14 protein-coding genes are annotated in these 15,579 nt (G+C 34.2%); 5 read left to right on the top strand and 9 right to left on the bottom strand.

Going from position 1 to position 15,579, the window contains the following annotated elements:
* The first annotated feature begins 3 nt into the window (after positions 1 to 3).
* Positions 4 to 849 (top strand): DUF4249 family protein, encoded by an 846-nt coding sequence (locus SJY30_RS05300; protein ID WP_396634556.1) that lies wholly within the window; start codon positions 4 to 6, stop codon positions 847 to 849.
* Between the two features lie 220 nt (positions 850 to 1,069).
* Here the strand turns inward: SJY30_RS05300 and SJY30_RS05295 are convergent, their stop codons facing one another.
* Positions 1,070 to 1,339, bottom strand: a complete 270-nt coding sequence (locus SJY30_RS05295) for a hypothetical protein (protein ID WP_396634555.1) — start codon at positions 1,337 to 1,339, stop codon at positions 1,070 to 1,072.
* 497 nt (positions 1,340 to 1,836) lie between these two features.
* Positions 1,837 to 2,622, bottom strand: a complete 786-nt coding sequence (locus SJY30_RS05290; RefSeq protein ID WP_396634554.1) for a transglutaminase domain-containing protein — start codon at positions 2,620 to 2,622, stop codon at positions 1,837 to 1,839.
* Positions 2,623 to 2,658: 36 nt separating this feature from the next.
* On the opposite strand from SJY30_RS05290, the gene SJY30_RS05285 reads away from it, so the two are divergent.
* Positions 2,659 to 3,714, top strand: coding sequence for an IS110 family transposase (locus SJY30_RS05285; RefSeq protein WP_396632131.1), 1,056 nt, complete (start codon positions 2,659 to 2,661; stop codon positions 3,712 to 3,714).
* Positions 3,715 to 3,993: 279 nt separating this feature from the next.
* On the opposite strand, the gene SJY30_RS05280 is transcribed toward SJY30_RS05285, so the two are convergent.
* From SJY30_RS05280 to SJY30_RS05255, 6 genes are all read right to left on the bottom strand, one after another.
* The gene (locus SJY30_RS05280) at positions 3,994 to 4,920 is read right to left on the bottom strand and encodes a hypothetical protein (protein ID WP_396634553.1); all 927 of its coding nucleotides are present in this window, start codon (positions 4,918 to 4,920) and stop codon (positions 3,994 to 3,996) included.
* Between the two features lie 48 nt (positions 4,921 to 4,968).
* Positions 4,969 to 5,826: an IS3 family transposase gene (locus SJY30_RS05275; RefSeq protein ID WP_396632138.1), complete on the bottom strand. Its 858-nt coding sequence runs from the start codon at positions 5,824 to 5,826 to the stop codon at positions 4,969 to 4,971.
* Positions 5,826 to 6,197 (bottom strand): transposase, encoded by a 372-nt coding sequence (locus tag SJY30_RS05270; protein WP_024479941.1) that lies wholly within the window; start codon positions 6,195 to 6,197, stop codon positions 5,826 to 5,828. The genes SJY30_RS05275 and SJY30_RS05270 overlap by 1 nt, the downstream gene beginning before the upstream one ends.
* Positions 6,198 to 6,449: 252 nt before the next feature.
* On the bottom strand, positions 6,450 to 6,971 hold the full coding sequence (locus tag SJY30_RS05265; RefSeq protein ID WP_396634552.1) for a hypothetical protein: 522 nt from the start codon (positions 6,969 to 6,971) through the stop codon (positions 6,450 to 6,452).
* A gap of 222 nt (positions 6,972 to 7,193) precedes the next feature.
* Positions 7,194 to 7,949, bottom strand: a complete 756-nt coding sequence (locus SJY30_RS05260) for a hypothetical protein (RefSeq protein ID WP_396634551.1) — start codon at positions 7,947 to 7,949, stop codon at positions 7,194 to 7,196.
* 679 nt (positions 7,950 to 8,628) lie between these two features.
* Positions 8,629 to 9,369, bottom strand: a complete 741-nt coding sequence (locus SJY30_RS05255) for a DUF1853 family protein (RefSeq protein WP_396634550.1) — start codon at positions 9,367 to 9,369, stop codon at positions 8,629 to 8,631.
* A gap of 620 nt (positions 9,370 to 9,989) precedes the next feature.
* Between SJY30_RS05255 and SJY30_RS05250 the strand changes: the two genes are divergently transcribed.
* A complete protein-coding gene (locus SJY30_RS05250; RefSeq protein ID WP_396634549.1) occupies positions 9,990 to 11,150 on the top strand; it encodes a VWA domain-containing protein in 1,161 nt (386 codons plus the stop codon).
* A gap of 15 nt (positions 11,151 to 11,165) precedes the next feature.
* The gene (locus SJY30_RS05245; RefSeq protein ID WP_396634548.1) at positions 11,166 to 12,635 is read left to right on the top strand and encodes a magnesium chelatase; all 1,470 of its coding nucleotides are present in this window, start codon (positions 11,166 to 11,168) and stop codon (positions 12,633 to 12,635) included.
* 68 nt (positions 12,636 to 12,703) lie between these two features.
* On the opposite strand, the gene SJY30_RS05240 is transcribed toward SJY30_RS05245, so the two are convergent.
* Positions 12,704 to 14,059, bottom strand: a complete 1,356-nt coding sequence (locus SJY30_RS05240) for a kelch repeat-containing protein (protein ID WP_396634547.1) — start codon at positions 14,057 to 14,059, stop codon at positions 12,704 to 12,706.
* Between the two features lie 272 nt (positions 14,060 to 14,331).
* Between SJY30_RS05240 and SJY30_RS05235 the strand changes: the two genes are divergently transcribed.
* Positions 14,332 to 15,510, top strand: coding sequence for a hypothetical protein (locus tag SJY30_RS05235; protein WP_396634546.1), 1,179 nt, complete (start codon positions 14,332 to 14,334; stop codon positions 15,508 to 15,510).
* The last annotated feature ends 69 nt before the right edge of the window (positions 15,511 to 15,579 follow it).

The following is a 15,579-nucleotide window of genomic DNA, read 5'->3' as shown; positions in this document are numbered from 1 at the left end:
TCGATGAAAAACTATATAAAACTATTTTTAGTGGTATTTTCTATAATCATAATAAGTTGTGAAGATGTTATCGATGTTGAAGTACAGACCGATACTATTCGCTTAGTTGTAGAAGCTTCTCTAGATTGGGAAAAAGGTACTACTGGTAATGAGCAATGTATAACGTTGCGTACTTCTACACCATTTTTTGATACTCAAAGTACCGATGTAGTAGGTGCAGAAGTTACGGTAACTAATGATGTTAATGGCGAAGTTTATCTCTTTACGGACCAAAATGATGGAACCTATACAACTACGACATTCAATCCGCAACTAGAAGCTAGTTATACATTAGAAATTATTTATGACGGACAAACATATACTGCAAATGACACCATGAACCCGGTTGCAGATATTATAGATGTTTTTCAAGATACAGAAGATGGTTTTGATGATGAAACCATTGAATTACATATTGTTTTTAACGATTTTGAGGCGGAAGGGGATAATTACTTTTTTAAGTATGAAAGACCACAAGATCTTTTACCAATACTAGAATCAGGTGATGATGACTTTATAAACGGTAACGAGGTAGATTGGTGGTTCGAGATAAATGAAGATGATGATGAAGAGGGAGAAATAAAACCATTAGCCCCAGGTGATGTGGTAACCATAAATATGCACAGTATTTCTAGACCCTACTACAATTATATTGACATTGTAATCGATCAACTTGGTGGTGTCGGTCTTTTTGAGTCTACGCCTGTAGCAATAAAAGGCAATTGTATTAACACGACAAATCCAGATAATTACGCACATGGCTATTTTAGGGTTACTCAGAAAAATACGGTAATCTATACGGTAGAGTAGAAAGGGTATTGATATCAAAAGAAAACCAAGCGCTAAAGGATTTAGGGCTTGGTTTTTTATTCTCAAAAGAGTTTATAGGTTATGTGTCTAGAATAGAATTCTTTTAGTTTTAAGAAGACTATGTTTGCTTTTGATTTAGTTCTTTGTTATCAATAGTTATTTTAACATTTCTATTGATTGCAACCTTTGATAAATCAAACATTGAATCAAAATGTTTGTTTTAATATTCAGCCCTCAAGAGATTCGTAATATTTTCTCCTATTTGATTTTTCCATTCTCCATTTTGAAATTCAATAACTCCATACTCTGTATGATAAAATTTATTACTATTTATAGAAGGTTTTTCAATCCCAACTACATAATCAGGAAGACAGACCTCAATTCCGTCATCTAACACCACTTCAGTATAACCTTCATCACATCGGTCTGAGTCACACGAATAAGTAAATAAAATGGTTAATAGCCCTATAAATAATTTTTTGTTTTCCATATGTTAATCTCTTTTAATTATTGCTAACGGTTTAGCTATGAACAGTACGGGAGCAAACCAGCGTTTGCTTTCCGACACGCACATAGCGAAATCTTTGTGTTTTGTTTTTTCTTTTATTTGTGTAAAAGCGAAATCCCAAAGATTTCGCCACCTCATTAAAATACACAAACCTTTCTTTTAAGCCCGAAACCCATATTGTTTATAGGTGTTGTTGGCACAAGTTGCGGTACTTTGGTGCAAGCGCAGGCTATTTACGCAGATTACTTATAAATTAGATAATCATTCCTTTACGATTAGATTGCGATTCCGTAGATTAACACATACATCTCAAAGCTGATTCGGTACGAATGAAGACCGTTTAGAACTGGTTTTTCAAATTCACACTATTATCTAAAACTAAAATTTTAGAAGATTTTTTCATGCGTTTAATATTCAAAAAATTATATACAATAACAGGTTACAATATGTTTTCAACATTAGGTGGAAAATTTGTACTATTATGAGGATTCTCTTTTTATTTTGAACCTTAAAATAGCACCGTTTTTTTCCCAAATGGTTAGGTATTGGTCTTGGGTCTCTTTGAACTTTAGTTTGGCTACATAACCATTATTCTTTTTAATGAATTTTATTTTGCGAATTTGTTTTTTACTTTCTATAAAATAATAAGCGTCAATATCACTTTGAATTTTATCAAATTCGAGAAATATTTGATTAGTATTTGAAACGGATAACGTTCCTTTTGTATTTTTTGATAATTTTAATTGAGAATCAAAATAGTTTGGAAAAAATAATGGAGCACTAAAAAATGTATCTAAATCAATAGGTTTCTCAAGTAATTGCCAATGATTTTGACTGGGATAATGTGTTTTTACAAAATCTTCTGGAGGGGTTAAATAACAAATTTTAATATACTTTTTGGTTGAGATATTTTTTAGGTAATAAGATGCCCATGTTGGATCCAAAAGTTTCCATTGTTCATCAATTTTAACTGCGTTCCATGAATGATTTTTTAATACGGGCTTCTTTTTTATTTGTGTAATAACATTTTTTGAAACGCCATGAATGATTTTGGATTCAAGACCCATTTTCACTAATAGCTCATGTAATATTAATGAGTAATCTTCGCATATACCTTCTCTTTTTTTGAATGCTTTTTTTACACGATTCGTTCGATATTTATTAATATTATATTGTCTTCCACTTTCAGAATAATGGACAAATCTTGGACTAGAGTTAAATGTGTCATCTAAAGATTTGAAATAGCATCGATGAAAAAGCAGCAAGTCGAGTATCTTTAAAGTTCTCTAAAACAATAAGATATGAACACTCAACAAACTGCTTGCCCGAAGTTATACATTGGTATCGATATTCACAAACGAAGTTGGAAAGTACATTGTGCAACAGATCTGTTCGCTGGTAAGTCTTTTAGTATGTCACCCGACCCAAAGCAATTACATAGTTATGTTTCAAAACATTTCAAGGAGTATGAAGTTACCGTAGCTTATGAAGCTGGTTGTTGCGGTTACCACGCTCATCGTTGTTTTGAGAGTTACGGTTGGCGAAGTCTGGTAGTCAATCCAGCAGACATTCATAGAAAGGGCAAAGAGAAACATACCAAGACCGATAAGATAGATGCGCAGTTGATAGCGAGAGAGTTGAAGGATAACCGATTGCAGAGTATCATAGTGCCGGACAGGAAACGTGAAGAACTTCGTAGTCTGTTCAGACGCAGAAATGACCTTGTAAAGGATTTCAGAAGGGTCAAGAGCTATATAAAGATGCAATTGTTGTATTTCGGAATCAGGGAACCTGAAGAGTTCGACAATGACCATTGGAGCCATAAATACAGAAATTGGTTGGATGATATAATGTTCGAGTACCCAACGGCGAAGGCCACATTAGAGAGTAGAATGCGTTTCTTCCGTTTTGTGGACCAAGAGCTTCGCGATGTGTCCACACAGCTAAGAAGGTACTGTAAAGTGAATTATAAGAAGGATTATCTATTACTGAGAAGTATACCTGGTATCGGAGGTATCGTGGCCTGTGGCATATTATGTGAACTAGGGGATTTAAGACGTTTCAAAAACATTAAACATTTGGCAGGTTACGTAGGTCTGGCACCAAGTATGTATCAAAGCGGAAACAGTCAAAGGACAATGGGAATGACCCCACGTGCAAACCGCTTATTGAGAAGTTATTTTGTAGAGGCATCTTGGCAAGCGATACGTGCAGACCCCGTAATGCAGGCCTATTATCGTAAACATCAAGGCAAGAACGTAAAAAGTATCATTGTCAAAGTAGCTAGAAAGCTACTAAGTAGAACCTTGGCGGTAATTAAAACAGAAGTTCCATATACCATTGGGGTTATTGAATAATAAGCAGAAAAACTAATAAAATAAAAATCATAACAAAGCTCTAATATAGTAGTGAGAACCGTATCACAAAACAAAACCCGTGACCTGTACTATTTAGGATCACATTTTTAGCAAGTGACCGGTTTTATTATAATTTATAATCATACAGATGCCGGTGACGTTTCAAGTTTCGAACCGATCACACATAGGAGTGCGAGCAAGTTATATTAAAAGAAAAAAAGGTGGTTTAAGGCAAAAAAGAAAATATTAATTAACTTTAAGAAACTGGACTAAGGCTTTTCATAGGAGGTATTGTTGTGGTGTCGTACTTTTTGCGCAATCTAATATTGCTGTCACAAAATCAGTCCCTAAATTGTCCAAAAGTCCCGAATAGTGGCAGTAAAAAATAGTTCCGTTATTATCTTCTTCCTTTACAGCTATAACTCCATCATCGAATTCCACCAAATGATAATAATTACCGTCATCAAGTCCAGTCGTATATATTTCGGATATTCCCAGTATTTTAAAATACCCAAAATCAACACCTTCCGATTCTTCTATAATTTGGAGATATTCATCAGGTAATTTGGAGTCAATTCTTTTCGTGTAATTTTTTAAGAACCTTTTTTCAATCGGATGAAAAACTTGATTTATAGATTTAATAGCATTTAGTTCTCCGAGTAACCCTTCGTATTTTGGAATAGATTTAATTTTCTTTTTCTTGAATGTAGTTTGAGCAAAGCTATTGGGGTCATTATTTATTTTTTTACTCGTAACCTCAATGGAAGTTGTTTTCATAATCTTTTTTGGATTCGGTCTAATCTTCCAACCCCAAATACGACCATCATAGTTATCGAATTCTATATAGAATTTCTCATTGCTTGCCTTAAATCTAATTGTTGCTAACTTACTTTCATCTTTCCTTTTATATTTGAAACTATCAGAAAGCGGATTTACATTATCTCCGTAAAGTTCAATAGACATGCTCTTTTCCCAATATTGTCGCCATTTTCTTATTGGTTCAAAATATTTAATTTGAGCTTTTAATTTGGTTTGAGTTTCCGAATCAAAAAGTCCATAGAGTTCAATGAGAAGTATATTTTCTAAATCCGTAAAACCTTTGTTATTGAATTTCGGTCTTCTTCGATAAGAAGCAATATATAGAACTGCTAAAATTACTATAGCAGTTAGGACAAGAATAAATATTATTTTAAGAATGAATTCCATTTTTTAGTATGTCACGTCCTAAAATACGGCTACAGGTTAATATTAGTTTTAGGCGGCATATTGATGCACGTAATTAGGTGTTTTATAATCTAAAGATAAATGCAATCTTTTAGAGTTGTATAGTTTGATTGCATTTTTGGCTGCTTTTTTAGCATGAACCACACTGGTAAATGTCTGGTCAAGAAAAAATTCATCTTTTAGAATACCGTTTACCCTTTCGGCCAGGGCGTTTTCGTAGCAATGGTTTTCTTCGGTCATACTGATCTTGATTTTCTTTCTTTTTAGTATTTGGGTATAGACATTACTGCAATATTGAATACCTCTGTCCGAGTGATGAATAAGTCGGTCAATGTTCTTGGCATTGTAAATAGCCTTATTTAAAGCTCTGACACAACCTTTTAGTTCTAGGCTATCACTTAGGTCATATCCAACGATTTTACGTGAGTACATGTCCGTTATCAATGCTAGGTAACAGAATCCTTTAATGGTTCTGATATAGGTTATGTCGGAAGCCCATACTTGATTGGGTCTATTGATTTTCAAGTCTTTTATGATATTGCCATACTTGTAAAAGCGGTGATATGAATTGGTGGTTCTAGAGGAGTATTTCTTTCTTCTAATGAGCAATCGATTTTCTCTTAGGATACGGAACAGCTGGTCTCTGCCTACTTTTAAGTCGTACTTATGAAACTCATCTTTTAATGATCTCATGAGTTTCCTGGTACCTTCTCTAGGTAGTGTTCTTCTGCTTTTCCGAACAAGTTCGATTATATCCCGTTCTATCTGTTTTTTGATAACAAAACGTTTTTGGTATTTGTAATAGGCATCTCTTTTCAGATCAAAGGCATTACAGATAGTACCAATTGAATACAGCCTTTCATTACGGTTTATCGGTGCTACTTTCATCAAGGCTTTATGTTTAAGTTTTTTTTTAATTCTTCAACATCTCTATAGCCCAGGTTCTCGGCAGCTACCTCGAGATAGCTATCGGTCACCAGTTTGTCCAGGTCCTTTTTAATAAGAAGGTCCTTAAGTTGTTTCAACTCTTTTTGAAGGGCTTTGATACGGGAAAGTTCGTCGTCTGTTTGCACGGTTACACGGGTGTTCATTAAATCTTTACGGTCATACTTCTTGATCCATACGTTTATAGTACTGGATTGTATACCGTAAGTTAATGCAATTTGTCTTTTTGAATGGTTTCCTTTGGTAAGTTCTGCCAAGACTTTGAGCTTGAAGCTCTCACTATAGCGTTTTACATATCCATCATTTTTATACATATACTTGAAGTGTTTTGTATACATATTTCAGGACGGGTCAGTATGCACCACAACGCTTGAGCTAAGCGTAGTGCGGTAGTAAGGAAACTTTTCGTTTCCGTCTGCGCACGAAGCTAAAGCTTATTGTTTAGTTTTATTCTTTCTTTTCCAAAGCTAAATCCATAAGATTTAGCGACATTATAAATAAACACAGACCTTTCGGTTTTGACCTAAACTCTGCATTACGTTTAGGTTTTGTTGGCAAATCGTTTTTTAAATCCGGAAATACTTAATCGCTGATTTTTTAATCTTTTCAATATCAGTAAAATCTGTTTTAATTTTCCGCTCTTTCAAAATTCTAATTATCAGATTTAGGTGGAAGTCAGCTAAATCAATTTTATCTTTTTTGCTAGCCAAAATTTCTATTTGGTTTGAAATTGTTATTTGGTCTGCTTTAAAAGTTGCATATTTTAAAATTGAAAAAAGAATCAGAATTAATAGGCAAACTAAAATTCCAAGAATGTAATTCCCATATGATATTTTTTGACTTCCTAATTCTTTGAATATGTATGGAAGTAATAAAAAAAATGAGCCAACTATTATAAAAAAGAAGCTTGAAATATTGAAATATTTTTGAGCAATCATTGATTTATAAAACTCTTCATTTCCGAATGATGCTCCAGTTCGGTTCACAATGTCGCTATTTTTTTCGGTAAAACTACTCATTAGTCCTAAAGCACCAGCATACATAAGCATTATGATGCCAATAATATTTAGAATATCTGATATAGTCATAATTTATTGCTTTTTTTAAATGTTTGCCAACGTTAAATATATGGCAAGTTGGGCAGAAAATAGGCGATTACTTTCGGTTTAGCCACAAGCCAAATCTTTTTATTTTGTTTTAATTTTTCTCTTTTAAACCAAATCAAAAGATTTGGCGACTTTGCAAATAGACAACAACCTTTCGATTAAAAACTAATCGCCCTATTTGCTATATATAGTGTTGTAGGCAGTTTATTTTAAACCAAATAACTTTGACTCCTCAAGGTTTAAGTTAAATAATTTACGCAAAGTTTCGGTAACAATATCTGCTCTTGTTCCTATTATCCTTTTACGATTTTTTATAGGCCAATCTGTCATAATTGCTATAAGTTTCACATCTTCGTAATCATATAAATTCCATAAACCACATCCACTTATCCCATATAGTTCCGGTCCATTACTTAATGATTTTGTTTTAGCGTTCAAAGTGGATTGTTTATCATATGTTAATATAATATTTAGATAGTGTTTTCGATCTAAACTTTCATACTCTGATTTATCGACTGGGTTGGCTAAATTGAAAAATGGACGAACATGGAATTCATTTAATTTATACTTCTCTTTTGACATTGACGAGGGAAAGCCATAAATAAAATAATCTTGATCTTTTGAAATTTCTTGATTTATTAAAATATGTTTTTCATCCAAGAATGAGTAAGATTTTTCTAGTTCAGCCTTACTTTCTTCGTCCAGTTTTATTATACCAATATCAATACCATCCTCTTCTCTAGAGGTAACTATTTCATTGCTTATGAGTTGACCACCAGGTTTAAATTTATAGCTTCCATTCTCGATTAAGACAAATAATTCGTCGAATTTGTCTAAAACATGTGCTGCAGTCAGAATAAGATATAAATTCTTAATACGTACTAAGATACCACTACCTATAATTTTATATCCATTTAAATCATTAATAAAATAAATTGAATGCCTTTTAAGCGCTTCCATCTTTAGCGATATGTTCGAAGTCAAATTATACATTTCAAAAATTGCCTACAACGACAGGGCTATAAGTAGTGTCCTTTTTCAGGCTAATATGTTTTTAGGACATTACTTATAGGACCTGTTGTAAGTGGTTTTATTTTAATTTTACTTTTGTCTAAAATTAGGAATAATAACCATGTATAGTTTGCCATAAGAGAATAATAAAGACTCTTTTTGTTGAGCCTCCCGTTTTATATTAATTTATACATTCGTGTATGATTAGTGTAAAACGGAACCTGAACACCTCTAAATGAGCAGAAAAACAATAAAATACCGTTTAAAATTTGACTTTCTCAAAATTTTTACCGTCCTTTTACAAGTAGTTTTTAACGTGTCAACGTTCTGAGAGTACACTCTCAACGCTGAAAGCTAAACTACTTGGGAAATATCCGCCGAAAGAGTCGAATATTACCTTAATCCTTTTCTGCTCATTTAGAGATTCCGACTTTTTATATCCACAATATAACTCAGGTAATCCTCAGCAAAAAGAACATTGGCGATGGCAAATTACTTACAACAATTGTATATGTGCACAATTACACATATTCCATCTATAAAAGTAATCTAATTCTCACCTACATAAAAAAAGACCTATCAACAGTTATTAACAGTTATATATGGTATTTAAACTAAGGAATAAGGCTTACCACCAAACCACAAAAAGCTTCTCAAATTCAGTACAACTTTTCTTCACCCAAACCATGGGAGCACTTTTATTATTTAGACGTTCTGTAATGGTTATAACAATTTCATCGTGAGAAACCCATGCGACTTCTTCAAATGGATAAAATACCCATTCACTTTTAGTAGGTATATAGAATTGAAATGAAGAAAATCTATTTTCCTTAAACTCCGCCATTCGCAACCAATAACCTACAATACAATTTGCATTAAATGGGTTTAGTTGTAAATTATCTGCTTTATAAGGTTTAAAAAGTTGTGCTTTAAAACAAACCTGTTGTTTAATATTCGTAGTATCTATTTCTTTCTCTAAAAGTACAGAAAGTCCAATTCCAGTATGTACTAAAGAGAATTGATTGTTTTTGATTTTCTGTAGTTTTTTATAAAATGCATCACTTCTATTTGGTCCTATTAATTGATGAATAGGATTCTCTATGTCATTGTCAATTAAGTAAAACTTATAGGTAAGTTCTACGTGTATCAATTGCCGTGTTCCGGTTTCTTTTAGTATAAAATCTATTTCACCAATGGTTTGTTTACCATCTCGTATGGGTAAATTATGAACAAGCACATCATATGCATCACTTTGGTCTAGAAACTGCTTACACACATATTCCATCTGATGCCCCAACCGTAAATTCTCTGGAATGGGACTGGGTACAAAACCGTCTATTACCACCTCCGGAAATTGAAACTGAGGCACACCAAACTGTTCACCTTCCCAAAGCGGCGGCGTGCTTAAATAGCCTTTGAATTTTTGAAGTGTAATCGGTTTTTTGTTGATAGTTTATTCTTTTAGTTGTTCATTGTTTGTAAATAGTGTTGCCGAATACCAGTGACTGAGCGTAGCCGAAGTTACTTTTTAAAACGCTATGCGCAAAACGCCGCGCGCCTTTCGCTTACATGCATTGCAATCTGTAGCTTAGGTACACGAAACAAACAGATTGCTTCTTCGCTAAAAAACTCCTCGCAAAGACGAATCCTTTTGTGCTATGTGCTAATCGCCGTAAGCTATTCGCTATATGTTAATCATTGTTAGTTGTTCATAAATCGTATTTTTGAATACTGGTAACTGAGCGTAGCCGAAGTTACTTCATTGAAACAACTATGCGCCACGCGAAAAGCGCTCAGCGTATTGCGTTCAGCGATAAGCGTACAGCGTCCAACTCAACACGAACAACGAAGAAGCATTAACCAACAACCATCAACCATCAACGAACAACGAACAACTATCAACGGTCAACAAACTACCAACATCAAACAACAACGTTAACATTTCCCAAAAGACGTGGGCATCCAACCTAAAAGTGTTAATTTTATAGTATGGCTATGAATATAAGAAAGGGGTTCCGCTTTGAAACTTACGAAGCACCCGAACAATCAGTTTTTGATAGACTGTTCGATATTTTCCAAGAGCTTATTACACACACTTCTGGAGATTTTGACGAAGCAATTGATTGGTTACGAGAATTGGACAAGGAGTATGAACTTACTACTGAAAACTATACCATTGAAGACTTTATTGAGGATTTAAAGGCTAAGGGATACATACGCGAAGAGTTTAAAGATGGCGGTGGCGACGCGCAAGACGGGGAAGACGGGGAAGAAGGTTCTGGTGGCGGAGATATCTCCATTACCGCGAAGATGGAACGTATCATTCGTCAGCGTGCTTTAGACCAAATTTTTGGTAAACTTAAAAGAAGTGGTGCCGGTAACCACAAAACTGGTAAATCTGGACAAGGAGATGAGCATACGGGTGACCTTAGGGAATACCGTTACGGCGATGGTCTAGAAAACATATCTATGACCGAGAGCCTTAAAAATGCTCAGATTAATCATGGTGTAGGTAGTTTTCATTTAAGTGAAAATGATTTGGTGGTAGAAGATACCCAGCACAAAGCGCAGATGAGTACCATACTTATGATTGATATTAGTCATAGTATGATTTTATATGGTGAGGATCGTATTACTCCTGCTAAAAAAGTAGCTATGGCATTAGCGGAACTAATTACTACTAGATATCCTAAAGATACTTTAGATATTCTAGTTTTTGGTAATGATGCCTGGCCTATACCTATTAAAGATTTACCGTACTTAAAAGTGGGTCCATATCATACCAATACAGTGGCTGGTCTGCAATTGGCGATGGATATGCTTCGTAGAAAACGAAATACCAATAAGCAAATATTTATGATCACCGATGGTAAGCCAAGTTGTCTTCGCATGCCAGATGGAACATATTATAAGAACAGTGTTGGTTTGGATGATTTTATTGTGGAGAAATGCTATAATATGGCGCGCCAGGCTCGTAAACTTCATATACCGATAACAACATTTATGATCGCTCAAGATCCTTACTTAATGCAATTTATTCGCCATTTTACCGAGGCTAATAAAGGCAAGGCATTCTTTACCGGATTAAAAGGTTTAGGAGAAATGATTTTTGAAGATTACGAAGCAAATAGAAAAAAAAGATTGAAATAAGACTAAGAAAATTTTATGAAATTAGATTATAAAAAAATACACACACTAGGGGAGTTAAAAGCTGCCGGATACGAAACTAAAAGTGTAAAAGATGAGTTGCGAGACAATCTTGTAGAAAGAATTAAGAAAGGCGAAGATGCTTTTCCTGGGGTTTGGGGTTATGAAGATACTGTAATTCCGGAGTTGGAGCGTGCTATTCTATCTCGTCATAATATTAATTTATTAGGATTGCGTGGTCAGGCAAAAACACGTTTGGCGCATTTGATGTTAAATCTGTTAGATGAATATATACCCGTTGTAGAAGGTTCTGAAATCAATGATGACCCTATGAAACCGATGTCTAGATATGCGATGGAGCTTATCAAAGAAAAAGGCGATGATACGCCTATTACTTGGATGCATAAAGATGAACGTTTTGCAGAGAAATTGGCTACGCCAGATGTTACGGTGGCAGATTTGATTGGAGACGTAGATCCTATAAAAGCGGCAAACCTAAAATTGTCATATGCAGATGACAGAGTGATTCACTTTGGGATGATCCCTCGTGCCAACCGCTGTATTTTCGTGATTAACGAACTACCGGATTTACAGGCACGTATACAAGTATCTTTATTCAATATTTTGGAAGAAGGAGATATTCAGATACGTGGATTCAAATTAAGATTGCCATTGGATATTCAGTTCGTATTTACGGCTAATCCAGAAGATTATACGAATAGAGGTAGTATCGTTACTCCGCTGAAAGATAGAATTGGGTCTCAAATTTTAACCCATTACCCAGATGATATTGAGATAGCTAGAAAAATTACCGAGCAAGAAGCGAAGTTAGATTCTAGACAAACAGATGCAGTTTATGTTCCCGATTTAGCAAAAGACTTATTAGAGCAAATTATATTTGAAGCTCGTGATAGTGAATACGTAGATGCTAAGAGTGGTGTCAGTGCACGTACCAGTATTACTGCTTTTGAAAACTTGTTAAGTACCGCGGAGCGTAGATCTTTATTGAACGGTGGAAATAGTACCATGGTTCGTTTGAGCGATTTCTTAGGAATTATTCCTGCTATTACCGGTAAAATAGAATTGGTTTATGAAGGAGAGCAGGAGGGAGCCGACGGAGTTGCTGGTATTCTTATAGATGATGCCGTAAAAACATTGTTTCCAAAGTATTTTCCGAAAATCAATAAACTTGAGCGTAAAGATGAAGAAACGGTTTATGATGAATTGTTACATTGGTTCTTTCAAGGAGAAGGTTTTGAATTGATGGACGACTTCACCGATGAAGAATATAAACGTGCTTTAGATGGTATTCCTGCTTTAAATCAGTTATTAAAAGACCATCAGCCAGATTATGATGCTAAAGATGTTTATTTCTTAAAAGAACTTTTACTCTGGGGTCTGGTTTCTTACAAAAAACTGAACAAACAACGCTTTACAGACGGGTATGAGTTTAAAGATCTGTACAGTAGTTTCTTGAAAGGAATTTAAATTCCATATAAAATAGAAAAGCCCGTTCAAACTTGAACGGGCTTTTTTTTGTACTAAAAATGAGTTGGTTATTCTATTACCCAAATATCATTAAAATAATCACGATCGTTAGGCGAAGGACCTATTTTAAATCCGCCCATAATATAAAGTTTGTCTTCAAAACTAACTGAAGCATGGTCTAACCTTCCTTCATAATTTTCGTTAGTTTCTAATTGTTGCCAAGTAGCCCCATCAGCACTAAACCATACATCGTTAAAAGAAGTTATTTGTTGTTCACCAGTCATATCATTAGAAGTTACTTGCCAGCCACCTGTAACCCATATTTTATTATCAAAGGCAATGGCTGTATGCGCTTCTCTTGGCTCAAATATTGAAGAAGTTTCTACTTTAGTCCAGTTAATACCATCTACAGAAGAATAAACTTCATTAGAATAACCAGGCACAAAATCACTTGAAACACCGCCGCCTCCAATAAGGTAAATTACACCATTTAACACGGTTATAGTATGGTTTGCTCTTGGAGAAAATTGTGCATTTGCCGTTTCTTGAGTCCATTCTATACCATCTGAAGAAGACCATACATCGTTGTAACTTTGATATTGATTATCTCTACCACCAACAATCCACATTTTATTGTTAAAAACGAAACTAGCATGCCCTTCTCTAGTATCGAAGCCTAAATCAGAGGTTGTGCGTACCCAATCAATTCCGTTAGAAGAAGACCAAACATCATTAAAAAAACCTGAAATTGCCCATAATTTATTATCAAAGACTAAAGAAGTATGCCCTTTTTTAGGCAAGCCAAAAGGTGTTTCGGCTACCAAAGTCCAATTTTCACCATCTTCTGAAGACCAAACATCACCTAAATTATAGTTTTCATCAGATCCTCCAATTAACCATAATTTTCCATTGAACTCAACAACAGTATGTTGATCTCTAGCGGTAAATGAAGTATTGCTTTCTACCGCTGAAGCAGAAAAGACGATACCCGAAGTTGTAAAACTAAAAATACTATTACTTGAAGTTTCGGCATTATTTTCATCTTTAGCAACAACGTTCCAATAATATGTTCTTTCTCTATCTAGCGCATCTACAACAGTAAATGTTGTTTCCGTAAGATTTTCAGCAATTTTGTTTTGTGGTGCCATTTCTGTATCTAAGTAAACGTCATAAGTAACTTCATCATTATCTATATCGGCACTTGCTTCCCATGTTAAAGTAGGGGTTCTAGAGGTATTTGTTGATTCGTTTTCAATAGTAAGTAAGTCAAACGCATCTGGAGCGCTATTTTCAGTCTCTTCAGTTTCTTCTGTTGTAGGTTCTTCGGTAACCGGATTTTCAGGCTCATTGACAATGTCGTCATCAGAACAAGATTGAATAAAGAAGGCTGACATGGAAATAAATAGTAAGTTTTTTAAGTTCATTTGTGAGGTGTTTAAGTTTTACCCTATAACCCAATTAAAAAACAAATATTGTAAAGTGAAATAGAAATGTATTGCAGTAAATAAACCGGTCTTTTTACTAATTACTACCAGAAAAAAAATTAATTATTCAAGAACTCTTGATTTTAAAGTACTTACAAAAATAACATAAGTTATTTCTTACATTAAAAATTATTACCGTTTTTGCTTATTAAACCATTAACATATCTTTATGGTATAATTTAAATTAACCATTAATTAATCTAAGTATTATTATGAAAAAAACCCTGATGTATTTATCAGTTGCTGCTTTGTTATTTTCGTGTACAAAAACGGAAGAAATAGAAGTAGAAAGAATCGTTGAAACAGAAGTAGAAGTTGAAAAAATAGTTGAAGTACCAACGCCTATCGACTTATCTAAAGTTTCGCTTGCTTCAAGTGCGTCTATGACCACTGAATCTGATGCGCAAGTTATAATTATCTCTGCTGCGATTGAAGCTGCACAAGAGGAAGATGTTACAATCCAATTAAATTTTGCAGGCTCTGCGGCTTTAGATTCAGATTATTCTGTTAGTTCAAGCGCTATTACAGTTGCTGCTGGTGAACTTACCGGCACAACAGAACTTACAATTATATCAGATGATGTTTTTGAAAGTGGTATCGAAAACATTGTAATCAGTTTAGCTGAATTATCTAATACCATTACGCCAAGTGATAGTGGTAGCTTTGTACAAATTGATATTACGGATGGTGAAGCTTTATTAGGTTTTGAAACTACATCTATTACCATTGAAGAAAATTCATTTTATACGTTATACTTTAATTTAAGTAAACCATTAAATGAAGATATTGTAGTTTATTATAGTAGCGTTACTAGTAATAATAGATACGGTGTTGGGGGTAATGGTGAATTAATTATTCAAGCAGGTCAAACTTCTAATTCGGTGACGGTTGACGCTAATGATGGTCGAATAACGGCTTCAGGAGATAAATCCATTACAGTCACTATAGATGGTGTTGAAAATGACGATGTTGCAATAGGGTCAAATGCTAGCATTGCCATAGCAACTACTGAAATAAATGAAGGCTTACAGATAATAAGTACATGGTCTACCCTAAGTGATCTGTTTGAATTAAGAGTAACCGATTCTAGTGGTAGTACAGTAGAATCATCATCATCTTCTGAACAAGGAAGTGAATCTTTATTTATTAATAAATTTGATTTTTCTCCTTTAGCAAATGGAACATATGATATAGAGTTGGTTGCATTCCGATTTGATGGTTTATCTTCAGAAACGGTGAATTTTAATTTCCTAGATGAATTTGGCGGTACGTATGGAGGTCCATATACCTTTGAAGCAAATAATAGATTTGTAGATGGTAGCGTAGCAGTATTTGAATTAGAAGTTTTAGATGGTGTTTATACAATAACGCAAATCAGTACTTCTAATTAAGAAGTTTATTTATGGTAGTTTATGCTAAGCTATCGGAATAATAAAAAAAGCCCTATCCAGAATTGGATA

It is taken from the genome of Maribacter sp. R86514 (assembly GCF_044597005.1).
GTDB lineage: Bacteria > Bacteroidota > Bacteroidia > Flavobacteriales > Flavobacteriaceae > Maribacter.
This window is presented reverse-complemented; position numbering and strand designations above follow the sequence as displayed.